Annotated in this window: 16 protein-coding genes; 7 read left to right on the forward strand and 9 right to left on the reverse strand. The window is 73.9% G+C overall.

Annotation, left to right across the window (positions count from 1 at the left end):
* Positions 1-71: 71 nt before the first annotated feature.
* Together IEZ07_RS16195 and IEZ07_RS16200 are read right to left on the reverse strand one after the other, a co-directional pair.
* Complete coding sequence (locus IEZ07_RS16195; protein WP_191895511.1) at positions 72-812, reverse strand: ABC transporter permease; 741 nt, start codon at positions 810-812, stop codon at positions 72-74.
* On the reverse strand, positions 805-1689 hold the full coding sequence (locus tag IEZ07_RS16200; protein WP_191895512.1) for an ABC transporter ATP-binding protein: 885 nt from the start codon (positions 1687-1689) through the stop codon (positions 805-807). The genes IEZ07_RS16195 and IEZ07_RS16200 overlap by 8 nt, the downstream gene beginning before the upstream one ends.
* 131 nt (positions 1690-1820) lie before the next feature.
* Between IEZ07_RS16200 and IEZ07_RS16205 the strand changes: the two genes are divergently transcribed.
* Positions 1821-2951, forward strand: coding sequence for a sensor histidine kinase (locus tag IEZ07_RS16205; RefSeq protein ID WP_191895513.1), 1131 nt, complete (start codon positions 1821-1823; stop codon positions 2949-2951).
* Positions 2939-3592, forward strand: a complete 654-nt coding sequence (locus IEZ07_RS16210; RefSeq protein ID WP_191895514.1) for a response regulator — start codon at positions 2939-2941, stop codon at positions 3590-3592. The genes IEZ07_RS16205 and IEZ07_RS16210 overlap by 13 nt, the downstream gene beginning before the upstream one ends.
* A 33-nt stretch (positions 3593-3625) precedes the next feature.
* Here IEZ07_RS16210 and glpK read toward each other — a convergent pair whose 3' ends face one another.
* A complete protein-coding gene (gene glpK / locus IEZ07_RS16215; RefSeq protein WP_191895515.1) occupies positions 3626-5143 on the reverse strand; it encodes a glycerol kinase GlpK in 1518 nt (505 codons plus the stop codon).
* 266 nt (positions 5144-5409) lie between these two features.
* Entirely contained in the window at positions 5410-6792 is a 1383-nt protein-coding gene (locus tag IEZ07_RS16220; RefSeq protein WP_191895516.1) for a hypothetical protein, read from the reverse strand.
* A 215-nt stretch (positions 6793-7007) separates the two neighbouring features.
* Between IEZ07_RS16220 and IEZ07_RS16225 the strand changes: the two genes are divergently transcribed.
* Together IEZ07_RS16225 and IEZ07_RS16230 are read left to right on the forward strand one after the other, a co-directional pair.
* Positions 7008-7622 carry a DUF2975 domain-containing protein gene (locus IEZ07_RS16225; RefSeq protein WP_191895517.1) on the forward strand — a complete coding sequence of 205 codons (615 nt, stop codon included), beginning with the start codon at positions 7008-7010 and terminating at the stop codon, positions 7620-7622.
* Positions 7622-7843: a helix-turn-helix domain-containing protein gene (locus IEZ07_RS16230; protein WP_191895518.1), complete on the forward strand. Its 222-nt coding sequence runs from the start codon at positions 7622-7624 to the stop codon at positions 7841-7843. Before IEZ07_RS16225 ends, IEZ07_RS16230 begins: the two co-directional genes overlap by 1 nt.
* Before the next feature lie 44 nt (positions 7844-7887).
* Here IEZ07_RS16230 and IEZ07_RS16235 read toward each other — a convergent pair whose 3' ends face one another.
* The 4 genes from IEZ07_RS16235 to IEZ07_RS16250 all read right to left on the reverse strand — a co-directional run bounded on the left by IEZ07_RS16235 (position 7888) and on the right by IEZ07_RS16250 (position 15848).
* Positions 7888-9105, reverse strand: coding sequence for a glycosyltransferase (locus IEZ07_RS16235; RefSeq protein WP_191895519.1), 1218 nt, complete (start codon positions 9103-9105; stop codon positions 7888-7890).
* Positions 9106-9214: 109 nt separating this feature from the next.
* Positions 9215-10600 (reverse strand): DHA2 family efflux MFS transporter permease subunit, encoded by a 1386-nt coding sequence (locus tag IEZ07_RS16240; RefSeq protein WP_191895520.1) that lies wholly within the window; start codon positions 10598-10600, stop codon positions 9215-9217.
* The gene (locus IEZ07_RS16245) at positions 10597-13866 is read right to left on the reverse strand and encodes an MMPL family transporter (RefSeq protein WP_204054432.1); all 3270 of its coding nucleotides are present in this window, start codon (positions 13864-13866) and stop codon (positions 10597-10599) included. Before IEZ07_RS16245 ends, IEZ07_RS16240 begins: the two co-directional genes overlap by 4 nt.
* The gene (locus tag IEZ07_RS16250; RefSeq protein WP_204054431.1) at positions 13866-15848 is read right to left on the reverse strand and encodes a fatty acyl-AMP ligase; all 1983 of its coding nucleotides are present in this window, start codon (positions 15846-15848) and stop codon (positions 13866-13868) included. Before IEZ07_RS16250 ends, IEZ07_RS16245 begins: the two co-directional genes overlap by 1 nt.
* 263 nt (positions 15849-16111) lie before the next feature.
* On the opposite strand from IEZ07_RS16250, the gene IEZ07_RS16255 reads away from it, so the two are divergent.
* Complete coding sequence (locus tag IEZ07_RS16255) at positions 16112-16744, forward strand: IclR family transcriptional regulator (RefSeq protein WP_191895521.1); 633 nt, start codon at positions 16112-16114, stop codon at positions 16742-16744.
* 177 nt (positions 16745-16921) lie between these two features.
* Here IEZ07_RS16255 and erm read toward each other — a convergent pair whose 3' ends face one another.
* Positions 16922-17770, reverse strand: coding sequence for an ErmE/ErmH/ErmO/ErmR family 23S rRNA (adenine(2058)-N(6))-methyltransferase (gene erm / locus IEZ07_RS16260; protein ID WP_191895522.1), 849 nt, complete (start codon positions 17768-17770; stop codon positions 16922-16924).
* Between the two features lie 451 nt (positions 17771-18221).
* Here erm and IEZ07_RS16265 point away from each other — a divergent pair, with 451 nt between their 5' ends.
* Both IEZ07_RS16265 and IEZ07_RS16270 read left to right on the forward strand, forming a co-directional pair.
* Positions 18222-19487: an ATP-binding protein gene (locus IEZ07_RS16265; protein WP_191895523.1), complete on the forward strand. Its 1266-nt coding sequence runs from the start codon at positions 18222-18224 to the stop codon at positions 19485-19487.
* Positions 19488-19589: 102 nt separating this feature from the next.
* A complete protein-coding gene (locus IEZ07_RS16270) occupies positions 19590-20285 on the forward strand; it encodes a hypothetical protein (RefSeq protein WP_191895524.1) in 696 nt (231 codons plus the stop codon).
* Positions 20286-20375: the final 90 nt, after the last annotated feature.

Consider the following 20375-nt stretch of genomic DNA (forward strand, 5'->3'; position numbering starts at 1 on the left):
TACGGACTCCGGAGCCTCGGCCTGGCCGGCGGCTCCGGGTCCGCCACCCGGCTGCAGCGGGCCGGGAGGGGTCAGGAGAAACGCCTGCCCTCGTCGCGTCGGTAGGCCCATGCGGCGGCGACCGCCATGGCGCCGGTCCAGACGGCCAGCATGACCAGCGACACCGCGTCCGGACGGACGCCCGCGATCGCCCACCAGATCAGCTCGGCCGCGCCTCTGGTGGGCACGTACGGCGAGACGGCCTGCACCGGCTCCGGCAGGACCTGCGGCGGCAGCAGCAGCCCGCCGAGGATGGCCATCGGGAAGAACAGCAGCTGCGAGACCGCCATCGCGGCCTTCGACACCAGCGTGAAGCCGACGAACAACCCCATCAGCATGAACGGCACGACGCCCACGACCAGCGCGCCGAGCCCCAGCAGCAGCCTGGCCGGCGTGATCGCCGCCTCCGTGAGCAGCGCCCCCATCACCAGGACGGGGACCACCGAGATCAGCACGGCGGCGAGCGTCGACAGGATCCGCCCGGCGAAGCGCGGCAGCGGACCCGCGGGCAGCGTGCGCAGGTACGGGTCCCACGGCAGCTCGCGGTCCTGGGAGACCGCCGTGGCGAGCCCGGTCAGCGCGGACGACATGGCGCCGAAGAACACCAGCGAGCCCGTCGCCGTCGTCGCGGTCGCCGCGTCCTGGCCGGTGAACGGCACCACGAACGCCAGCATCGTGACGGCCGGGAAGAACGTGCCGGCCAGGATCCCGATCGGGACTCTGATCTGCTCGATCACGAGGTAGCGGGTGTGGGCGAGGATCAGGCTAGGCACGGGCGGACTCCTTCGAGGTGAGGGCGAGGAAGGCCTCCTCCAGCGTGGCCGGTCTGATCTCCAGGCCGGAGAACGGCACCCCGCTGCGCACCAGCTCCACGACCAGCCGGTCGGGGTCGGTGACGAGCAGGTCGATCCGGCCGTCCGTGCGTTCGGCGCCGAGCACGCCCGGCAGCTCGGGCAGGTCCTCGGCGACGAGGGAGACACGCCGTGTGCCCGCCATGCCGCGGACGGCCCGCACGCTGTCGTCGGCCAGCACGCGGCCGTGACCGACCACCAGGACGCGTTCGGCCAGGGCCTCGATCTCCTCCAGGTAGTGGCTGGTGAGCAGCACGGTGCCGCCCTCGTCGTGGAAGGCCCTGATGCCGTCCCACAGTGCCCTCCTGGCCTCGACGTCCAGCCCGGTCGTGGGTTCGTCGAGGAACACCAGCCGCGGCCGACCCGCGAAGGCCAGCGCCACCGCCAGCCTCCGCCGCTGCCCGCCGGACAGCCCTCCGACCTGCCGCCTGACCAGATCACCGAGACCGAATCCGTCCAGCAGTTCCGCCGTGCCGACGCGCTCGGGGAAGTGCGCGGATACGAAGTCGGTGATCTCGCCGACGCGCAGGGAGGCGGGCAGTCCGGTCTCCTGCGGCGTCACGCCGATGCCGCGCCGCACGACCGGGTCCAGCGGCGAGCCGCCGAACAGCTCCACCGTGCCCGACGTCGGCCGGCGCAGTCCCGCGAGGAGGTTGATGAGAGTGGACTTGCCCGCGCCGTTCGGGCCGAGCAGCCCGATCAGCTCGCCCTCCCGGATGTCGAGCGAGACGCGGTCGAGCGCGAGCACGTCGCCGTAACGGCGGGTGACCTCGATCGCTCGGGCGAGAGAAGTGTTCATGCCGGTCAGCCTCGCCCGGCGGCCCGCTCCGCCGCATCGGGCGCGTGGTCGCGCCACGCCCTCCCCCGGTGGGGTACGGGTCCTACTTTGGTAGGTGACGGGTCCGCCGTACCGCCGTTTAGCCTGAGCCGATGAGCGAGATCCGATCTCCGCACCCGTTCGCGGTGGCCGGCATGGCCGTCGGGATGGGCGTGCTGACCACGGTGGCGCTGTGGGGCCAGGCCGGCCGGCCCACCTGGGGGCTGGACGTGGCGATCGCGGCGGTGAGCCTGGTCGCCGCACTCGCCCAGTTGTGGTGGCCGGTCCACGGGGCGCTGGCCGCCACCCTCCTCGCCGCGCTCTCCCCGGTGGCCACGCCGGCGGCGACGGCGGGGGCGCTGCAGGTGGCCCAGCGCCGGCGTCTGCCCGTCGCGGCCGCGGTGACCGCCGTGGGCATGGCGGCCCACCTGGTCCAGGGGCTGTGGCGGCCCAACTCAGGCATCTCCCTGTCATGGTGGTGGCTGCTGATCTGCGCCGCCTACGGCGCGCTGCTCGGCTGGGGCGCGCTGGCCCGCTCCCGCCGTGCCCTGCTCACCTCCCTGCGTGAGCGCGCCGACCGCGCCGAGGCCGAACAGGGCAGGCGGATCGCCGAGGCCCGCATGGCCGAACGCCGCCGGCTCGCCAGGGAGATGCACGACGTGCTGGCCCACCGCCTGTCTCTGGTGGCCACCCACGCCGGAGCCCTGGAATACCGGCCGGACTCCTCCCCCGACCGGCTCGCCACGGCTGCCGGGGTGGTCCGCACCGGGGTCCACCAGGCGCTGGAGGAACTGCGCCAGGTGATCACCCTGCTCCGGGAGCAGGACGACGACCTGGACGGGGCCGGACCCCTGCCGGGCCTGGCCGACCTGCCGGACCTGATCGCCGACGCGCGGCGGGCGGGCCAATCGGTACGGCTGCACGAGGAGGTCGCCGACACCGCCGCCCTGCCGCCGGCCGCGTCCCGGACCGCCTACCGGGTCGTGCAGGAGGGGCTCACCAACGCCCGCAAGCACGCCCCCGGCCAGCCGGTCGACGTGCTGCTGCGCGGGGCTCCGGGCACGCCCCTGCTGATCGACATCCGCAACCCGCCGCCCCCGGCGGAGGCCGTCCCCCTCGCACCCGGCAGCGGGCTGGGCCTGATCGGGCTCACCGAGCGGGTACGGCTGGCCGGCGGGCAGCTGGACCACCACGGCACCGCCGCGGAGTTCCGGCTGCAGGCCCGGCTACCATGGCCCGCGTGATCCGCGTGCTGCTGGTCGACGACGACGCCCTGGTCCGCGCCGGACTGTCCATGATGCTCGACGGCGCCGCCGGCATCACCGTCGTCGCCGAGGCGGCCGACGGCCAGGAAGCCGTCACGGCCACCGACGCCCACGCCCCCGACGTCGTCCTGATGGACCTGCGCATGCCCCGCGTGGACGGCATCACCGCCACCCGCCGGCTGCGCGCCCGCGCCCGGCCGCCCGAGGTGATCGTGCTGACCACGTTCGACACCGACGAGAACGTCCTGCACGCGCTCCGTGCGGGCGCCGCCGGGTTCCTGCTCAAGGACACCCCGCCGCCGCAGATCGTGGAGGCGGTCGTCCGGGTCGCCGCCGGAGACCCGATACTGTCCCCGCGCATCACCCGGCGGTTGATGGAGCGCACGGTCGCCCAGGCCGGCGCCTACGAGCGCGCCCGCGCCGCGCTGGCCGCCCTGACCCCGCGCGAACACGAGGTGGCCCTGGCGATCGCTCTGGGCAGGACGAACGCCGACATCGCCGCCGATCTGGCCATGGGCGTCACGACCGTGAAAGCCCACGTCTCCAGCATCCTGACCAAGCTCGGCCTGGACAACCGCACCCAGATCGCGCTCCTCGCCCACGACGCGGGCCTCGCCTGACCGGCCCGCGTCGTGGGACGGGGGCCGCGGACCTCAGTCGACGTCGACCCAGCCCAGGGTCCGGGTGACGGCCTTGCGCCAGCCGGCGTAGCCGCGGGAGCGCTGCCCGTCGGACCAGCCCGGTTCCCAGCGGCGGTCCTCCTGCCAGTTGCTCCTCAACTCCTCGGTCGACGACCAGAAGCCGACGGCCAGCCCGGCGGCGTAGGCGGCGCCGAGCGCCGTGGTCTCCGACACGACGGGCTTGGAGACCGGCACGCCGAGGATGTCGGCCTGCAGCTGCATGCACAGGTCGTTGGCGGTGACCCCGCCGTCCACCCGGAGCACGTCGAGCACGACGCCGGAGTCCTGCTGCATCGCCTCGACCACGTCGCGGGTCTGGTAGCAGATCGACTCCAGCGTGGCCCGGGCCAGGTGCGCGTTGGTGTTGTAGCGGGACAGGCCGACGATGGCGCCGCGGGCGTCGGAGCGCCAGTACGGCGCGAACAGGCCGGAGAAGGCGGGCACGAAGTAGACGCCGCCGTTGTCGTCCACCTGCCGGGCGAGCGCCTCGCTCTGCGCCGCGCCCGAGATGATGCCGAGCTGGTCGCGGAGCCACTGCACCGCCGATCCGGTGACCGCGATCGAGCCCTCCAGCGCGTAGACCGGCTTGTCGTCGCCGAACCGGTAGCAGACGGTGGTGAGCAGGCCGTGCTCGGAGCGGACGAGCTCCTGGCCGGTGTTGAGCAGCAGGAAGTTGCCGGTGCCGTAGGTGTTCTTGGCCTCACCGGGGGCGAAGCAGACCTGCCCGACGGTCGCGGCCTGCTGGTCGCCGAGGTCGCCGGAGAGGGGGACCTCGCCGCCGAGCGGCCCGGCCGCCCGGGTCACGCCGTACAGGCCCGGGTGGGACGACGGCTTGATCTCCGGGAGCATCGCGCGGGGGACGCCGAAGAACGAGAGCAGTTCGTCGTCCCAGTCCAGGGTCTCCAGGTCCATGAGCATGGTGCGGCTGGCGTTGGTCGGGTCGGTGACGTGCACGCCGCCGTCGGGGCCGCCGGTGAGGTTCCACAGCAGCCAGGTGTCGGTGTTGCCGAAGAGCGCGTCGCCGGCCTCCGCCGCCGCGCGCACGCCGTCGACGTTCTCCAGGATCCACTGGATCTTGCCGCCGGAGAAGTAGGTCGCCGGGGGCAGCCCGGCACGGCGCCGGATGACGTCGCCCCGGCCGTCGCGGTCCAGCGCGGCGGCGATCCGGTCGGTCCGGGTGTCCTGCCAGACGATGGCGTTGTAGTACGGCCTGCCGGTCCTGCGGTTCCACACCAGGGTGGTCTCCCGCTGGTTGGTGATGCCCAGCGCGGCCAGGTCGGAGGCGGTGAGGTCCGCCCGGTTCAGCGCGGTCTCGATCACCGCCCTGGTGCGCTCCCAGATCTCGGTGGGGTTGTGCTCCACCCAGCCGGCCCGCGGCAGGATCTGCTCGTGCTCCAGCTGGTGCCGGGCGACCTCGTTGCCGCCGTGGTCGAAGATCATGAAGCGGGTGCTCGTCGTCCCCTGGTCGACGGCTCCGACGAAATCGGGCATGGATCGCACTCCTCGGGCGGGATCGGCTTCTCGGACGACTCCGTACGCGCCCCAGCCGGCACGCGCGGTCCCCGGATCATCTTCGGCCCGCGCGCAGCGGGCCACAAGGACCCTCCGGCGTCCGCGCGGCACGGCGCCCGTGGGCGGCGCGCGGCGCGACACGCGTGGACGACCGGCATCGGCGTCCGGTATCGACAGTCGGCACGGACGGCGGGACGCGGTACGGCACCGTGCCTCGCCGGATCAGCCGGGTGCCCGGCTGATCCTCAGGCGGTGGTCAGGTACACCTGGCCGAAGACCTCGGCGAGCTTCTTGAGGTCGGCGGCCGGGTCCGTCTCGGGCGTGGCCGGGTCGTAGACCGCGGCCATCCGGCGCTGGAGCGGGGCGAGCCTCTTCAACGCGTCCCAGGCGGTCAGGCGCTCGACTCCGCCCTGGGCGTCCTGGAGCCGGGTCCAGACGTTGACCTGCTGGGCGGCGCCGTCGCGGAGCGGGGTGGCGACCCGGTCGGCGACCTCCTGCGCGCTCACGTCGCCGACGAGGCCGGCCTCCTCGGCGGCGACCCGGGTGAGCACGTCCCAGGCGCGGGCGCGGAGCTGGATCGACTGGTTGCGCCGGGCCGTCTTCGCGTCGATCCCCCAGGCCGTGTAGCCGCCGCGCAGCAGCCCGCCGTCCAGGGTGAGCTGGTCGACGCCCCCGGTGCTCAGGTAGGACTCGATCCACTCCGGGGCCAGCAGCGGGTACCTCTTCGCCGTCTCCGTCTTGCACGCCTCGACGGCGCCGCAGGCGAACTCCGGCACGACCGTGTGCACACCGAGCTGCTTGCCGGGGGCCGCCCGGCGCAGCGCGGCGGAGGCGGCGGCGACGAAGGCCGTGACCTCCTCGTGGGTGGTGAACGTCGTGTCGTAGCCGAGCTGGGTGGAGAACCTGATCCCGGCCACCTCGGGGCGAGCGGCCAGGGCGCCGATCCTCTTCACCGCGGCGGCGAAGGCCGCGGGACCCGCCTTCCAGTCGTCGGCCAGCTCGGTGTCCAGCCAGACCCGCAGGCCCGTGGCCCGCGCCGCGGCGACGGCCTGGCCGCCGGGGGTCTGCGCGGCCGCGGCGACCTCCGCCGCGGTCGGCGGCGTCACGGTCTGCCCCTCCTGCGCGCTCTGCCCCGTCCGAGCGGTCTGGGCGCTCTGCCCGGTCGCGGTCCTCGGGGCGCCGGTGCCCGTCTCTGGGCCGGCCGCCGTACCGTCCCCGCCGGCTTCGTAACCGCCGACGGCGCACTCCTGTCCGCCGGTCTCGCACTCGGGCGTGCCGCCCTCCTCCGCGTCGCCGGGGAACGGGGAGTTCTCGTCGCCCTCGGCGCCGCCGTCCGGTGGGGCCGGGCAGGAACTGCCGGGCGCCGAGCAGTCGATGAACCGCCCCGGGTACGGCGTCGCCTCCTTGAGCTTGGCGTTGTCGTCCGCCCCCCAGAACAGGGCGACGCCGAGCGCCTCCTCGGGCGTGGCGAGCCAGTGGCACTGGACGTACGCCGGGGTGTCCGCGCCGAGCAGGTCCCGGCAGCTGCGGGGATCGTCCTGGGCGTAGGCGGCCGCCGCGGGAGCCACGGCGCCGATCAGCGCGAGCATCGAACCGGCGGCGACGGCCCGCCGCAGAGTGAGTCGCATGTCGTGAAACTCCCCGGGATAGCCCGTCTTAACGGTCGTTTCGCACCTTACCGAGATCATTGCTGCCCGGACAGGCTCTGTCAGGAAACTGTGACACCCGCCGGGACGCCGGACCCCGGTCCGGGCCCTCGCGACGGCCCGGCAGGGCTTCCCCCGCGATTGCTTATCGTTTATCGTTTTATCGAGATTCGATATCCAGCGGAGGAGGACCGGTCATGGCGAAACCACCCGCGAGCATCCGGACCCTGGAGGGGATCACCTGGGCGGGGGCGGGGCTCGCCCTGCTCGGCATCGCGTTCTGCCTCTACCAGATCTTCGACGGCTCCGATGTCGGCACCCGCCACGTCATCGTCAACCCCTACCTGACGGCGACCGGAGCCGACGACCCGGCGCCCGTCCCGACCGGCCCGCCGGGCACGGTCAGGCTCGTCACGTCCTCGTTCGACCGCACCCTCGCCGTCATCGACCCCGACCTGTCCCAGCGTTTCCTGCTCCTGCTCCCCGAGCTGCTGCTCACCATCATGCTGGGCGCCGTCGCCGTGGTCCTGCTGCAGCTGATCCGGACCTTCCGGGAGGGTGACCCCTTCATCCCCGCGAACGCGCGGCGGCTCGCGGTGATCGGCGTCCTGCTCCTCGGGATCGCCTTCCTCCCGCGCGTGGAGGTGCTGAGCCTGAACATGCTGCTCTCCGGCACCCCGCTGGAGAACGTGGGCATCCAGAACAGTGAGGACTTCTACTGGGCCCTCTTCGTCGGATTCACCGTCCTCGCCCTGGCCGAGGTGTTCCGGCAGGGCAGCAGGCTCCGCTCCGACACCCAGGGACTGGTCTGATGCCGCCCGAGGAGGAGCACCACATCGCCGTCCGGCTGGACAAGCTGCTGGCCGACCGCGGGATGACCCTGACCGAGCTGGCCGGCCGGGTGGGCGTGACGATCGTCAACCTGTCGATCCTGAAGAACGGCCGCGCTCGGGCCATCCGCTTCTCCACCCTCAGCGCGATCTGCCGCGAGCTCGACTGCCAGCCCGGTGACCTGCTCGTCCACGATCCCTGAGGACCCGGCCGCGTGTGCGGGAGCGGATCCCAGGTGGACGGTGTTCAGGCGCCCAGGGCCTCGCAGGCCCGCGCGACCCCGTCCTCGGCGCGCAGCCGCTCCCCCAGCCGGGCCGCCGCCGACCGGATCCCCGGATCCCGCACGGCCGCCGCCACCCGTCCGGCCAGCGCGGCGGAGGTGAGCCGGCGCACCGGCAGCGGCTCGGGGCCCGCGCCCAGCAGGGCCACCCGGGCGCCCCAGAACGGCTGGTCGGAGAAGAACGGGCACACCACCGACGGCACCCCGGCGCGGAGCCCGGCCGCCGTCGTCCCCGCGCCCCCGTGGTGCACCACGGCCGCCGTTCGGGGGAACAGCCACGCGTGGTCGGCCTCGCCGATCACGAGCATGTCGTCCGCCCCGCCGTACGGCAGGCCCTGGAGGACGCCGCGCATCCCGGCCGCCCGCAGTCCCGCCACCACCGCCCGCGCCGTCGCGGCCGGGTCGGCGGGGGCCATGCTGCCGAAGCCCGCGTAGACGGGCGGTGGTCCCGCCTCCAGGAAGGCCACCAGCTCGGGCGGCGGCGTCCACCGCCGTCCGGCGAACCAGTAACCGGTCAGGTGGACGTGCTCCGGCCAGTCCGCCGGACGGGCGACGACCGAGGGGCTCACCCCGCACAGCACCGGCACCCGGTCCGCCCGCGCCCGCCGGAACATCCCGCCCCGCAGGGGGCCGAGCCCGAGCACCCGCGCCCGCAGCCGGTCGGTCATCCGGCCGAGCAGCAGCCCGCTCAGCCCCTCGACCAGCGCGTAGCTGCCCCGGTTGCCCCAGGGGCCCAGCGTGCGCAGCGGGACCAGCGGGTTGGGGAAGGCCCGGGTCGGCTCGCCGGGCTGGAAGTGCAGCAGCGCGTACGGCATGCCGTACCGCTCGGACAGGTGGTGCCCGATCCCGCCCAGCGCCGGGGCCAGCACCAGGTCCGCGCCGGAGCAGGCCGCGTCCACCTCGGCGACGAGCCGCTCGGCGAGCGGCTCCACCACCCGGCGGAACCCCCGGACGAACCCGGCCGGGCCGCTCCGCAGCCACGCCTGCCCCTCCTCGGACTCCACGATGCCCTGCGGATCCACGCCGAGCGGGCTCAGCACGAGCCCCGCCTCCTCGACCAGCCCGCCGTACCTGCCCGCCGCGACCACGGTCACCCGGTGCCCGCGCGCGGCGAGCCCGGCCCCCAGCGCCACGCACGGCTGGGTGTCCCCCCGCGACCCGAACGCCAGGACCGCGATCCTCACCGGAGCGCCACCGGGCTCGCTGGGACCGCGCCACGCGCCGTCGGGCCGGTACGGACGCTCACCGGGCCCGCCGGGTCCTCGACCGGCACCGCCGGGACCGCGCGGGCGCTCACCGGAGCGTCACCAGGCTGACGGCGGCTCCGGCGGCGACGAGCCCGGCGGCGGTGAGCAGACCGGTCGAGTAGCCGGCGGTGAAGCTCGCGGCACCGTTCACGATCACGCCGACGACCGCGATGCCGAACAGCCCCGACATCTCCCGCGCCACGCTGAACACCCCTCCCGCGACGCCCGCGCGCCCCTCGGGCACGGCGCCCAGCACGGCCGAGCCGAGCGGCATGGTCAGCGCCGAGCCGATCCCGATCACGCACACGGCGGGCAGCAGCTCCGCCCAGCCGTCCCCCGCCCGCAGGAACGCCACCGCGACCATGCCGCCCGCCACCAGCACGAGCCCCAGCGCGACCGTGCGGGCCGCGCCGAGACGGCGCTCGGCGAACGGGACCAGCGGCGTGACCACGGCGACGAGCAGCGCCAGCGGCACGAAGGCGAGTCCCGAGGCGGTGGGGCTGAAGCCGAGGACCCCCTGGAGGAAGAGCGCCGTGAAGAAGAACACCCCGTTGACGCCCAGCCCCCAGAGCACCTGGGCGATCACCCCGCCGGTGAACGCCCGCGCCCGGAACAGCGCCAGGTCCACCATGGGGTCCCGGCCCAGGCGCTCCACGACGGCGAAGGCCGCGGCCGAGACCACGCTGACCGCGAGCGCGGCCAGGATCACCGGCGAGGTCCAGCCCAGTTCGGCGGCGAAGGTCAGGCCGAACGTGCCCGCCGACAGCACGGCGATCGAGGCCGCGACCCCGGGCACGTCGACGCGGGCGGCGGTCCCGTCGCGCGACTCGGGTACGGCGGCCATCGCGAGGGCCACGCACAGCACGCCGAGGGGCACGTTGAGCAGGAAGATCCAGCTCCAGTGGGCGTGCTGGGCGAGATAACCGCCCACGACCGGGCCGAGGGCGAGCGCCGCCGCCCCCGAGGCCATCCAGACGGCGACGCCGGCCGAGCGCTCCCGGCCGCCGCCCGCGACCGCGACCACGGCCAGCATCGCGGGCAGGATCAGCGCGGCCCCGCAGCCCTGCACGAGCCGGGCCGCGACGAGCGCGCCGGCCGAACCGGCCAGCCCGGCGGCGAGGGAGGCGGCGGTGAAGACCGCGAGCCCGGTGACGAGGATCCGGCGGCGCCCGTAGACGTCGGCCAGGCGTCCACCGGCCAGCATCAGACCGGAGAAGGTGAGGACGTACCCGGTGACGACCCACTCCAGCACCGCGAGGGACGCGCCCAGCTCGGCCTGGAGGGTGGGCAGGGCCACCGTGACGACCGTGTTGTCCAGGGTCGTCACGAACCCGGCCAGGCCGACGACCAGGAGCAGCGGCCCGCGCCGGCCGGTCCCGCCCGGGCCGGCGGACTCACCGGGATCGGCGGGCCGTGCGGCGAGGTCGCTCATTCCTCCGCCTCCACCCAGGTCCAGCCCGACCCGCCGGCCGTGGGCCGTACCACCCTCGTCGCCCTCCGCCCGATGGGCACCCAGCCGCCGCCCAGATCCGCGACCGGCTCCAGAACCGGGGGCGGAGACGGAGACGGAGACGGAGACGGAGACGGAGACGGAGACGGAGACGGAGACGGAGACGGAGACGGAGACGGACGTCCGGGGATGGGCACCACCGGCCTGCGGTCCTGTCGCCGTGCCAGCGGCTCCAACCGATCGATGAGATGAGGGCTGGTCGCCGGGAGGTTCCGGAGCGGTTCCGGGCGGGGGCCGTCCGGAACCGGTGGATGCGGGGGAGCGGGCGGGGAGTACCCCATGGCGTCCTCGACGGTCAGCAAGGGCGGCGGCGGTGAGGGGACCGTGCCCTCCTCCGCCCAGTGCCAGCCGGGACCATCGAGGTTGGGTTTGACCACCTTCCTGAGCCGCTGCGCCGGATCCACCGGCACGGCCTGCTCCGTGCGCGCCGGGGCCGATGACTTCGCCGCCCCGTTGACCGGGAGGGGAGGCAGCGGATAGGGATTCGACCCGTGCCGGCGGGACTGCGGCGCGGGCGCGCGGACCTCCCGGGCGAACGCGGGTGCAGTGGTCCGCGGAGCCTCGGACGGGGGAACCGAGACATCCCGCGCCTCCGAAGCCCGCGTGACCTCCGAAACCTGCGGCGGGGAGACCGAGACCTCGGGCGGGGGAACCGAGACCTCCCGGACCCCCGAAGCCCGCGGGACCTCCGAAACCTCCTGGACCTCCGAGGCCCGGGCGGCCTCCGAGACCTCGGACGGGAGGGCCTCCGGGGTCTGTCCGGTCCGAGGGGCCTGCGGCGGGGTGATCTGCGGGATCCACCGCGGGGAGGCCTCCTCGGGCCGGGCGGGAAGGGCCCGGGGGGCGTCCCGCACCCCGTGGACGCCGCGTGCCCCGTGGAGCTCCCTACCCGGGGCGGCGGCCGGGCCGCCGGTGCGTTCCACCGTCACGTAGGCGGGCGGGGGACCGTACGGACCGTCATGGTGCTCCCGGAGGCCGATCCTCCGGTGGAGGTCCCGCAGGGGGGCCGGGAGCCACCAGTTGGCCTCCCCCATCAGCCGCATCGTCGCGGGCACCAGCAGCCCCCGCACCAGCGTCGCGTCCACCACGATGGCCACGAACATGCCGACGCCCAGCATCTTCACGATCGTGATCCCGGCGGTGGAGAAGGCCGCGATGACCACCAGCAGCAGCAGCGCGGCGCTGCTGATCAGTCCTCCCGTCCGCTCCAGGCCGATCGCCACGGCCGCGGTGTTGTCCCCGGTCCGCAGCCACTCCGCCCGCACCCGGCTGAGCAGGAACAGCTCGTAGTCCATCGACAGCCCGAACACCACCGCCAGGATCAGCACGGTGATCGTCGCCTCGACGCTCCCGGTCGGGGTGAAGCCGAGGACTCCCGCCAGGTTCCCGTCCTGGAAGGCCCAGACGATCACCCCGAAGGACGCGCCCAGGGACAGGACGTTCATCAGGATCGCCTTGAGCGGCAGCAGGACCGACCCGAACGCGGCGAACAGCAGCAGACCGGTCATCAGGCAGACGACGAGCGCGGTCCACGGCAGCGTGGCCGTCAGGCTGTCCTCCAGGTCGAGCTGGGCGGCCGTGGGCCCGCCGACGACCACGTCCTGGAAGTTCGGTTCGGGGGGCAGCGCCCGGATCCGCTCGACCAGCGCGCGGGCCTCGTCCGACGCCGGGTCCCCGTCGTGGCGGACCGCGAGCCGTACCGCGCCGCCGGCCTGCGAGACCCCGGTGACGTCGACCCCGGTGACGTGGTCGAGCTCCTTCAGCCGGTCCGCGAAGACCTTCACGTCCAGCGGGCCGACCTCGGTGACCGGGACGGGCCCGGAGTTCTCCACGCCGACCGGGCCGAGCCGCCCGCCCACCTCCGAGGGCAGCGCCCCGGGCGCGGCGGCGGTCATCGGGCCGACCAGGTCGCGTTCGACGAGCACGACGACCTCGATGGGCGCCATCGCGTTCCTGGCGAAGTCCCGGTCGATCCGCTCGGCGACCTGGCGGCTCTCGAAGTGCTCGGGCAGCACCCGGTGGTCCACCCCGCCGAACCGCACGTGCAGGAACGGCGCGGCCAGCGCGAGCAGCACCGCGCCGACCCCGACGAGGTAGGCGACGGGCCGCCGCATCACGCTGGACGCGATCCGGTGCCAGCTGCCCCGGCGCCGCCGGCCGAAGTCGGGCATCACGTTCAGCGCGTCGACCCTCGGCCCGAGCACGGCCAGCAGCGCGGGCAGCACGACCAGCGCCGCCGCCATCGCGACCAGCACCACCGCCGCCGCGCCCAGCCCGATCGAGCGCAGGAACATCTGCGGGAACAGCAGCAGCCCGCAGAGCGCGGTCGCCACGGTCAGCCCGGAGAAGGCGACGGTCCGCCCGGCCGTCGCGATGGTCCGCACGACGGCCGCCTGCACGGGCGATCCCCGGCGGATCTCCTCGCGGAAGGCGCTGAGCACGAAGAGCGAGTAGTCGATGGCCAGGCCGAGGCCCAGCATCGTGACGACGTTCAGCGAGAAGACCGAGACGTCGGTGACCTCGGTGAGCAGCCGGAGCAGCGCGAGCGCGCCGATCACCGAGAGCACGCCGACGACGAGCGGGAGCCCGGCGGCGACCAGGCTGCCGAAGACCACGACGAGCAGGACGAGCAGGACCGGCATCGAGATCGCCTCGGCCTGCCGCAGGTCGGCGGCGGTCTGCGCGTTGAGGTCCGCCAGCAGCGGGACCCGGCCGCCGATCCGGACGTCGTACCCGGCGGGGGCCTGCCGGAGCCGCTCCTCGATCGCCTCGTACCTGCGCTGCCCGGCCTGCTCCTCCCCCTTCAGCGCGACCAGCGCGTAGGTGGAGTGGCCGTCGGCGGAGACGAGCTCCGCCGCCTCGGTCTTCCAGTAGGTGGAGACCTCGGCGACGTGCTCGGCGGGCAGCGCCTCCAGCGCCTTCTCCACGTCCTTGCGGAAGCGCTCGTCGCGGGCCTCGATCTCCGGGTTCGTGTAGAGCACGACCACGTCGGGCGAGCTGCCGCCGAACCACTCCTGGCTCCAGCGCGCGGCCGAGGTCGACTCGGCGCCCGGGTCCTCGAACCCGCCGTCCGTCATCCGGCCGAACAGCCCCAGCCCGAACAGCCCCGCCAGGACCGCGAAGACCGCCCCCGACGCGAGGATCGCCCAGCGCCGGCGGTGGACGAACCGCCCCAGCGACTCGAACATCAGGAACCGGCGTCCCCGGAGCCGCCCCCGGTTCCAGGTGCGGGGCCCGGACCGGAACCTGACCCCGGGCCGGTTCCACTCCCGGACCCCGGACCGGAACCTGACCCCGGACCGGGACCTGAGCCCGGGCCGGAAGCGGGCGGGGCACCCGCGAAGACGCCGTCCAGGTAGGCCCGGGCGCACGCGCGGCGGGCGATCTTCCCGCTCGACGTGCGCGGTACGGCGCCCGCCTCCACCAGCACGAACCCGTCCAGCCGCAGGTCGTGGCCCCGCGCGACGGCGGCCCTGACGTTCGCCTCCACCTCGGCCGGGTCCCTCCCCTCGGCCCTGCGCGACCGCTCGGCCACCACGACCAGCCGCTCCGTGTCCTCCCCCGGTACGGCGAACGCCGCCACGCGGTCCCTGCGGACGGCGGGATCGGCCTCCTGCACGGTGGCCTCCACATCCTGTGGATAGTGGTTGCGCCCGTCGACGATGATCAGGTCCTTGATCCGCCCGGTGACGTACAGCTCGCCCCCGTGGACCACTCCCAGGTCGCCGGTGCGCAGCCAGGTCCCCTCCTCGCCCCGGAGCACGCTTCCGAAGACCTCGGCGCTGTGCTCGGCGTCCCGCCAGTAGGCCCGTGCCACGTTCGGCCCCTGGACCCGGATCTCGCCGACCTCGCCGTCGGGCAGGACCGTACCGTCGGGTGCGGCGATCACGACGCGCTGCCCCGTCGGCACCCCGCAGGAGACCAGCTCGACGGCCCTGCCCCGCCCGCCCGTCGTCCCTCCCGCGGCCTCCCCGGCCCGCCCGCCCGTCGTCCCTCCCGCGGCCTCCCCGGCCCGCCCTCCGTACGGCACGGCGGACGGCTCCGCGGCGGGTGCGGCGGCCTGTTCCGCGACCGGCACGGCCCGGCCGGCGGCCAGCGCGTCCCGGTCGAACGCGGTCGTCCGCGGCGGCAGGTCGCGGGCCATCGCGGTGACGAACACCGTCGCCTCCGCCAGCCCGTAGGCGGGGGTGTGCGCCTCGGGGCGGAGCCCGCACCCGGCGAACGCCTCGGAGAAGTGGCCGATCGTGCCGGCCCGCAGCGGCTCGGCGCCGTTGAGCATGACCGCCACCCCCGACAGGTCGAGCGTCGCCTTCTCCTCCTCGGTGACGCGGCTCGCGGTGTACTCGTAGGCGAAGTTCGGGCCGCCGGTGAACACGTCCTCGTAGTCTGCGAGCATCCGCAGCCACCGGACCGGATGCATGACGAACGCGACCGGGTCCATGAAGACCGCCCGGTTGCCGCCGACGATCGGCGCGGCGATGGTCGCGATCAGTCCCATGTCGTGGAAGAGCGGCAGCCAGAGCGCCGCCGTGGACACCCGCGGCACGGCGCGGAAGGCGGTCCAGAGCTGCTCGGCGTTGGCGGTGACGTTGCCGTGGCTGATCTCCACCCCGGCTGGGGCGCGGGTGGAGCCGGAGGTGTACTGCAGGTAGGCCAGGTCGCCGGGACCGATCGGCTCGGGCTCCCACTCGTCGGCGAGCAGGCCGGAGACGGTGTCCACGGCGACGACCTGCTTGGGCCGGGGCACAGCGCCCCCGCCCCCGCCGCCCCCGCCGCCCTCGTCCAGGAAGGCCCGGACGGCCTCCAGCGCGGGCGTCGCGGTGAGCACGCAGACCGGGTCGGCGTCGGCGTAGGCGCGGACCAGCCGGTCGGCGTGGCCGGGCAGGTCCGGGGTGAACAGCGGCACCGCGACCACCCGGGCGTACATCGCGCCGAGCATCGCGACGACGTACTCCAGCCCCTGCGGCGCCAGGATCGCCGCCCGCTCCCCGGGCCGGGCGATCTCGCGCAGCCGTACGGCCAGCGCCCTGGCCCGCAGGTCCACCTGGGACCAGGAGAGCGTGTGCCGGGTCCCGTCGCGGCCGCCGGAGTAGTCGAGGAAGGTGTACGCCGGGGCGTCCGGGATCTCTCCCGCCCACCGCGCGACCCGGGCGATCAGCGGCTCGCTCATGCTCGAAGGTCCCCTCGCCGGAGTGCAGGGATCTAGCAAGCTACGGCAGGCCCGCGCGCGGTTCTTGCCAAGCGCCCGCACATTCCCGGGTGCCGGTTGTCACCCCGTGACAACCGGTCGCCGCCCGCACCACCGGGCCCGCCGCCACCCGTCCGGCGTCCATCCGCACCACCGGGGCCGCGGTCCGGTCCTGCGCGGTACGGGGCGCCGGGGGACCGCCCCTCCGTCGAGGCGCCCGCCCGGCCACCCCGATAATCGAGGGCATGGCGGCCGAATCCTCGCAGACCCTGGAGCGCGGCCTGCGCCTGCTCCGCCTGCTCTCCGGCGAGCTCCGGGGGCGGACCCCGACCGAGATCGCGGCCGAGCTGGAGCTGAGCCGCCCCGCGGTCTACCGCCTGCTGACGACCCTGCAGCGCGAGGGCTTCGTTCGGCGCGACGGCGACGGCCGCGTCCACCTGGGGTTCGGCGTGCTGGTCCTGGCGCGCGCCGTGCAGCCGCTGCTGCGCGAGGGCGCCCTGCCCACCCTGCGCAGGCTCGCCGAGGAGGTGGGCGCCACCGCCCACCTCACCGTGGCCGAGGGTGACGAGGGCCTGGCCGTCGCGGTGGTCGAGCCGTCCTGGACCGACATGCACGTCGCCTACCGCGAGGGTTCCCGCCACCCGCTCGACCGGGGCGCGGCGGGCCGGGCCGTCCTCGCTCTCCGCGCCGGCCGCAGCGGCTACGTATCCACCGAGGGCCAGCTCCAGGAGGGCGCCCGCGGCATCGCCGCCCCCGTCCCCGGCCTCCCCTGGTTAGAGGCGTCCGTGGGCGTGATCGCCTTCACCCCGCTCGACCCGGACACGGTCGGCCCCCGCGTCGCCACCGCCGCCGCCGATCTCGCCCGCGCCCTCGGCTGACCACGGCCGAACGGCCGACATCGATGATCCTTTTCCGGGACGTGCACCGCCGCCGAACGGTCCGACGGTGCACGTCCCGGAGAAGGATCTCTGCCGGCCCGGCTTCGTGCACCGGGACGGCGGCCGGTGACCGCGGGCACGGCCGGTGACCGTACGGCACGGCCCCCGGCCGTACGGTTACCGGTGCAGGTGCTCGTAGAGCACCCGCCAGCGGTCGGGGTGGACGTGGGCGACGACCGCGTCCGGGTTGACGCCCGCGGCGGTGAAGGCCGCGTCGACCCGGTCCGCCGGGTGGCGAAGCCGCAGGGTCGCGTGCAGGGAGCCGCCCAGGCCGGTGAAGCCGTACTCGACGAAGTCCCGGTAGCCGGGCAGGTCGGGCCCGGCCTGCCCGGGCGGGGCCGTACGGCGCTCGATCCGCAGGATCGCGGAGTCGACCGCCGGGACGGGCCGGAACGCCTCGCGGCCGATGCCGTCCAGCAACTCCCAGCGGTACCAGGGCCACGTCCGCACGGTCAGCATGCTCCAGCGGCCGAAGTCGCCGGTGCGCTTGCGCGCGTACTCCAACTGCGTGACCAGGGTGGCCGAGGTGAGGCCGGGCGCCCGCAGGCACCAGTCGACGATCTTCGAGGTGATCGCGTAGGGGATGTTCCCGGCGACCGCGAACGGCTCGCGCGGCGCGCGGGCGGCCAGGAAGTCGCCCCGGACGACGCGGATGCGCTCGTCGCCCGAGGTGCGGGCGGCCAGTTTCCCGGCGAGCAGCGGGTCGATCTCGTAGCCGACGACCTGACCGCAGGTCTCGGCGAGCGCCCGGGTCAGCACGCCCTCCCCCGCGCCCGGTTCGAGGACCAGGTCGTGCGGGCCGGCGGCCTCGGCCACGCGGGCGACCGCGTCCGGGTCGACCAGGAAGTTCTGCGACAGGACGCGCCGGTCCCGGTCGCGGGCCGTCCGGCCACCGGTACGGCCGCCGCCGTTGCGGACGGCGCGCCGGGTGTGCGAGTGGTTTCCGTGAGCGAAGGACTGCGCCACAGTGTTGCCCTTTCGGGTCCGAGATGAACAGGTCTCGGAGGCCCCAGGGCACGCGCAGGAGGAAGCGGGTTCTCTCCCCCTACCGGCCCGGGGCCGGGCTGCGGCGGATGCGGACGGAGAAGATCGGCCCATGGCACGAAAGCGACATGCGGGCCAGGCTAGGCACCGGCCTCGCCCGTGCACAAACGGTTTTCCGCCCCTCGCCGCCCGCGGCCGGAGGCACCTCCTCCGGCCGCGGGCTGACGGCGGAACGACCGTGCGCCCTCCGGCGGACCGCCCACGCATACCCCGGCAGATCGCACATGCATCCGCGGCAGATTGCTAACCGGGTCAGCGGCGAACCGACCATCCGCCATCCGGCAGAACGACCACCAACCCATCGGCGAACCGACCACCAGCCATCCGGCAGAACGACCACGCACCTCATCTCATCTGCGTTACCTTCGTCAGCATGAGCGACGCGAAGGTCTTCAGGAGGCATGCGGATTCCATGGTGATGGAGGCCATGGAGGATACGCGCGTGATCGTTGTGAACGGTGCTCGCCAGGTGGGGAAGAGCACCCTCGCCAGGCTGGTCACCGAACGCTTTCCCGGTTCCAGGGAGCTCTACTTGGACGATCCCGCCATACTGGCGGCGGCGCGGGAAGATCCCATGGGGATCGTGCGCCATGATGGACTACTCCTCATCGATGAAATACAGCACGCCCCCGAATTGCTTCTTCCGATCAAACGGGAGGTGGATCGGGACCCGCGGCCAGGGCACTACATACTGACCGGCTCGGCGCGCCTCCTCGACCTTCGCGACCTTCCGGACGCACTCCCCGGACGCACGGAAACGATCGAGTTGTGGCCGCTGTCACAGGGAGAGATCGACTCCACGCCGGACGGTTTCGTCGACGAGGCGTTCCGGCAAGGCGCCGATCTGGCCGTCACGCCCAGCCGGCTGCTGAAGAAGGACTATGTGACACGAGCTCTACGCGGCGGGTATCCGGAAGCCGTGCGCCGCGATGCGGGCCGTAGACGCGCACGGTTCTTCGAGTCCTACATAACCGATCTGGTGACCCGCGACGTCCGACAGATCTCCGACATCGAACGACCGGCCGAGATGCGCAGATTACTGGGCGTGGTCGCTGCGCGCATGGGCACCCTGGGCGTGGTGCAGGCCATCGCCAACGACGTCGGGATGCCCCGGGTAACCCTGTCGAGGTACCTGGACCTCCTGGAACTCGTGTTCGTGACGAAGCGGATCCCCGCATGGTCGTCCAACTTGACGACGAGAGCCATATCCACGCCAAAATTGATCATGGTCGACTCCGGACTGGCCGGCAGACTGGCCGGCCTCTCCCCGGAGCGGGCGTTGGATCCCATCGCACCCGTAGGGCAGCTGCTGGAGAACTTCGTCATCGGAGAGATCGCCCGCCAGCTCACCTGGTGCGACGAGCCCGTGCAGCTCTTCCACTACCGTGATCGCGACAAAGTCGAAGTCGACATCGTGCTGGAGCACGCTTCCGGAGAAGTCATCGGAATCGAGGTCAAGGCCGGGGAAACGATACGCCGCGACGATTTCCGAGGACTCCGTCACCTGGAGGACCGCCTCGGCGACCGATTCAAAGCCGGTTTCATTCTCTACACCGGAAGCGAACCGCTTTCTTTCGGCGACCGGAGGAAGGCGTTCCCGATCTCAGCCCTGTGGGAGGTCGGCCCGCCGCAACGCTGACCGCCGATGACCACCCGCATACGGCGCGCCAAGGGCGAAGGCCCGGATCCCACCGGACGATCGGAGCGGCCCCGGCGAGCAGCGATCGAGTAGAAAGGAGGCATGACGCCGGAGCGGGCGCGCACGCCGTGGTGGGCTCTGGGCCTCGCCGTGCGGGTCGTGCTGCTCGCGCTCCTGCTCTGGGGCGTGCTGGTCGCAGCGCTGCGCGCCTTCCCGGCGGATCGCCCCCTGGAGGACTTCCGCGCCGCCGCCGGAGCCGGCCGGGTCACCCACGTCGGCTACCGGGAGCAGGACGGCGACGTCTACCGGCTGACGTGGGCGGAGGGGCCGCTGGTCTGGCGGCAGGTCCAGGGCCTGTCGGCGGGCGACGGCCCGGAGATCTACTCGGTCGAGCGGCTCCACCGCGATCTCGGCGCGGACCGGCCCGGACCCGCCGGACCGGAACGCGACTCGGACGCCAACGGCTTCTTCCCCGACTGGCCGTTCGACACTTCTCCGAGCGGCATCGGCTGGTGGGTCGGTGCGGCCTGGGTGGCCGCCTTCCTCATCATGATCGGCTCGACGCCCCGGCTGGGCAACAGGTGGGCGTGGTTCTGGCTGTTCACCGCCGGGCAGTTCGGCGCGCTCCTGTTCCTCCTGCTCGAACCCCGGCCGCTCTGGTTCGGCCCGGAGCGGGAACCGGCGCCGCGGAAGAGGTGGGACGGTGGGACGGGCTGCCTGCTCTCGATCGGCCTGGGCTTCGCCGCCATGGCCGCCGCGGTGGTCCTCGGCCGCCTGACGGGCCTCCTCCTCGGATGACCGAGGTCACTCGACCGGAACCGGCTGAGAAGCGGTCTCCGGACAACGCCTCCCAGCCGGTCCCGGTATCCGGTCCTCCATCCCGGGCGG

It is taken from the genome of Planomonospora parontospora (assembly GCA_014647935.1).
GTDB lineage: Bacteria > Actinomycetota > Actinomycetes > Streptosporangiales > Streptosporangiaceae > Planomonospora > Planomonospora parontospora.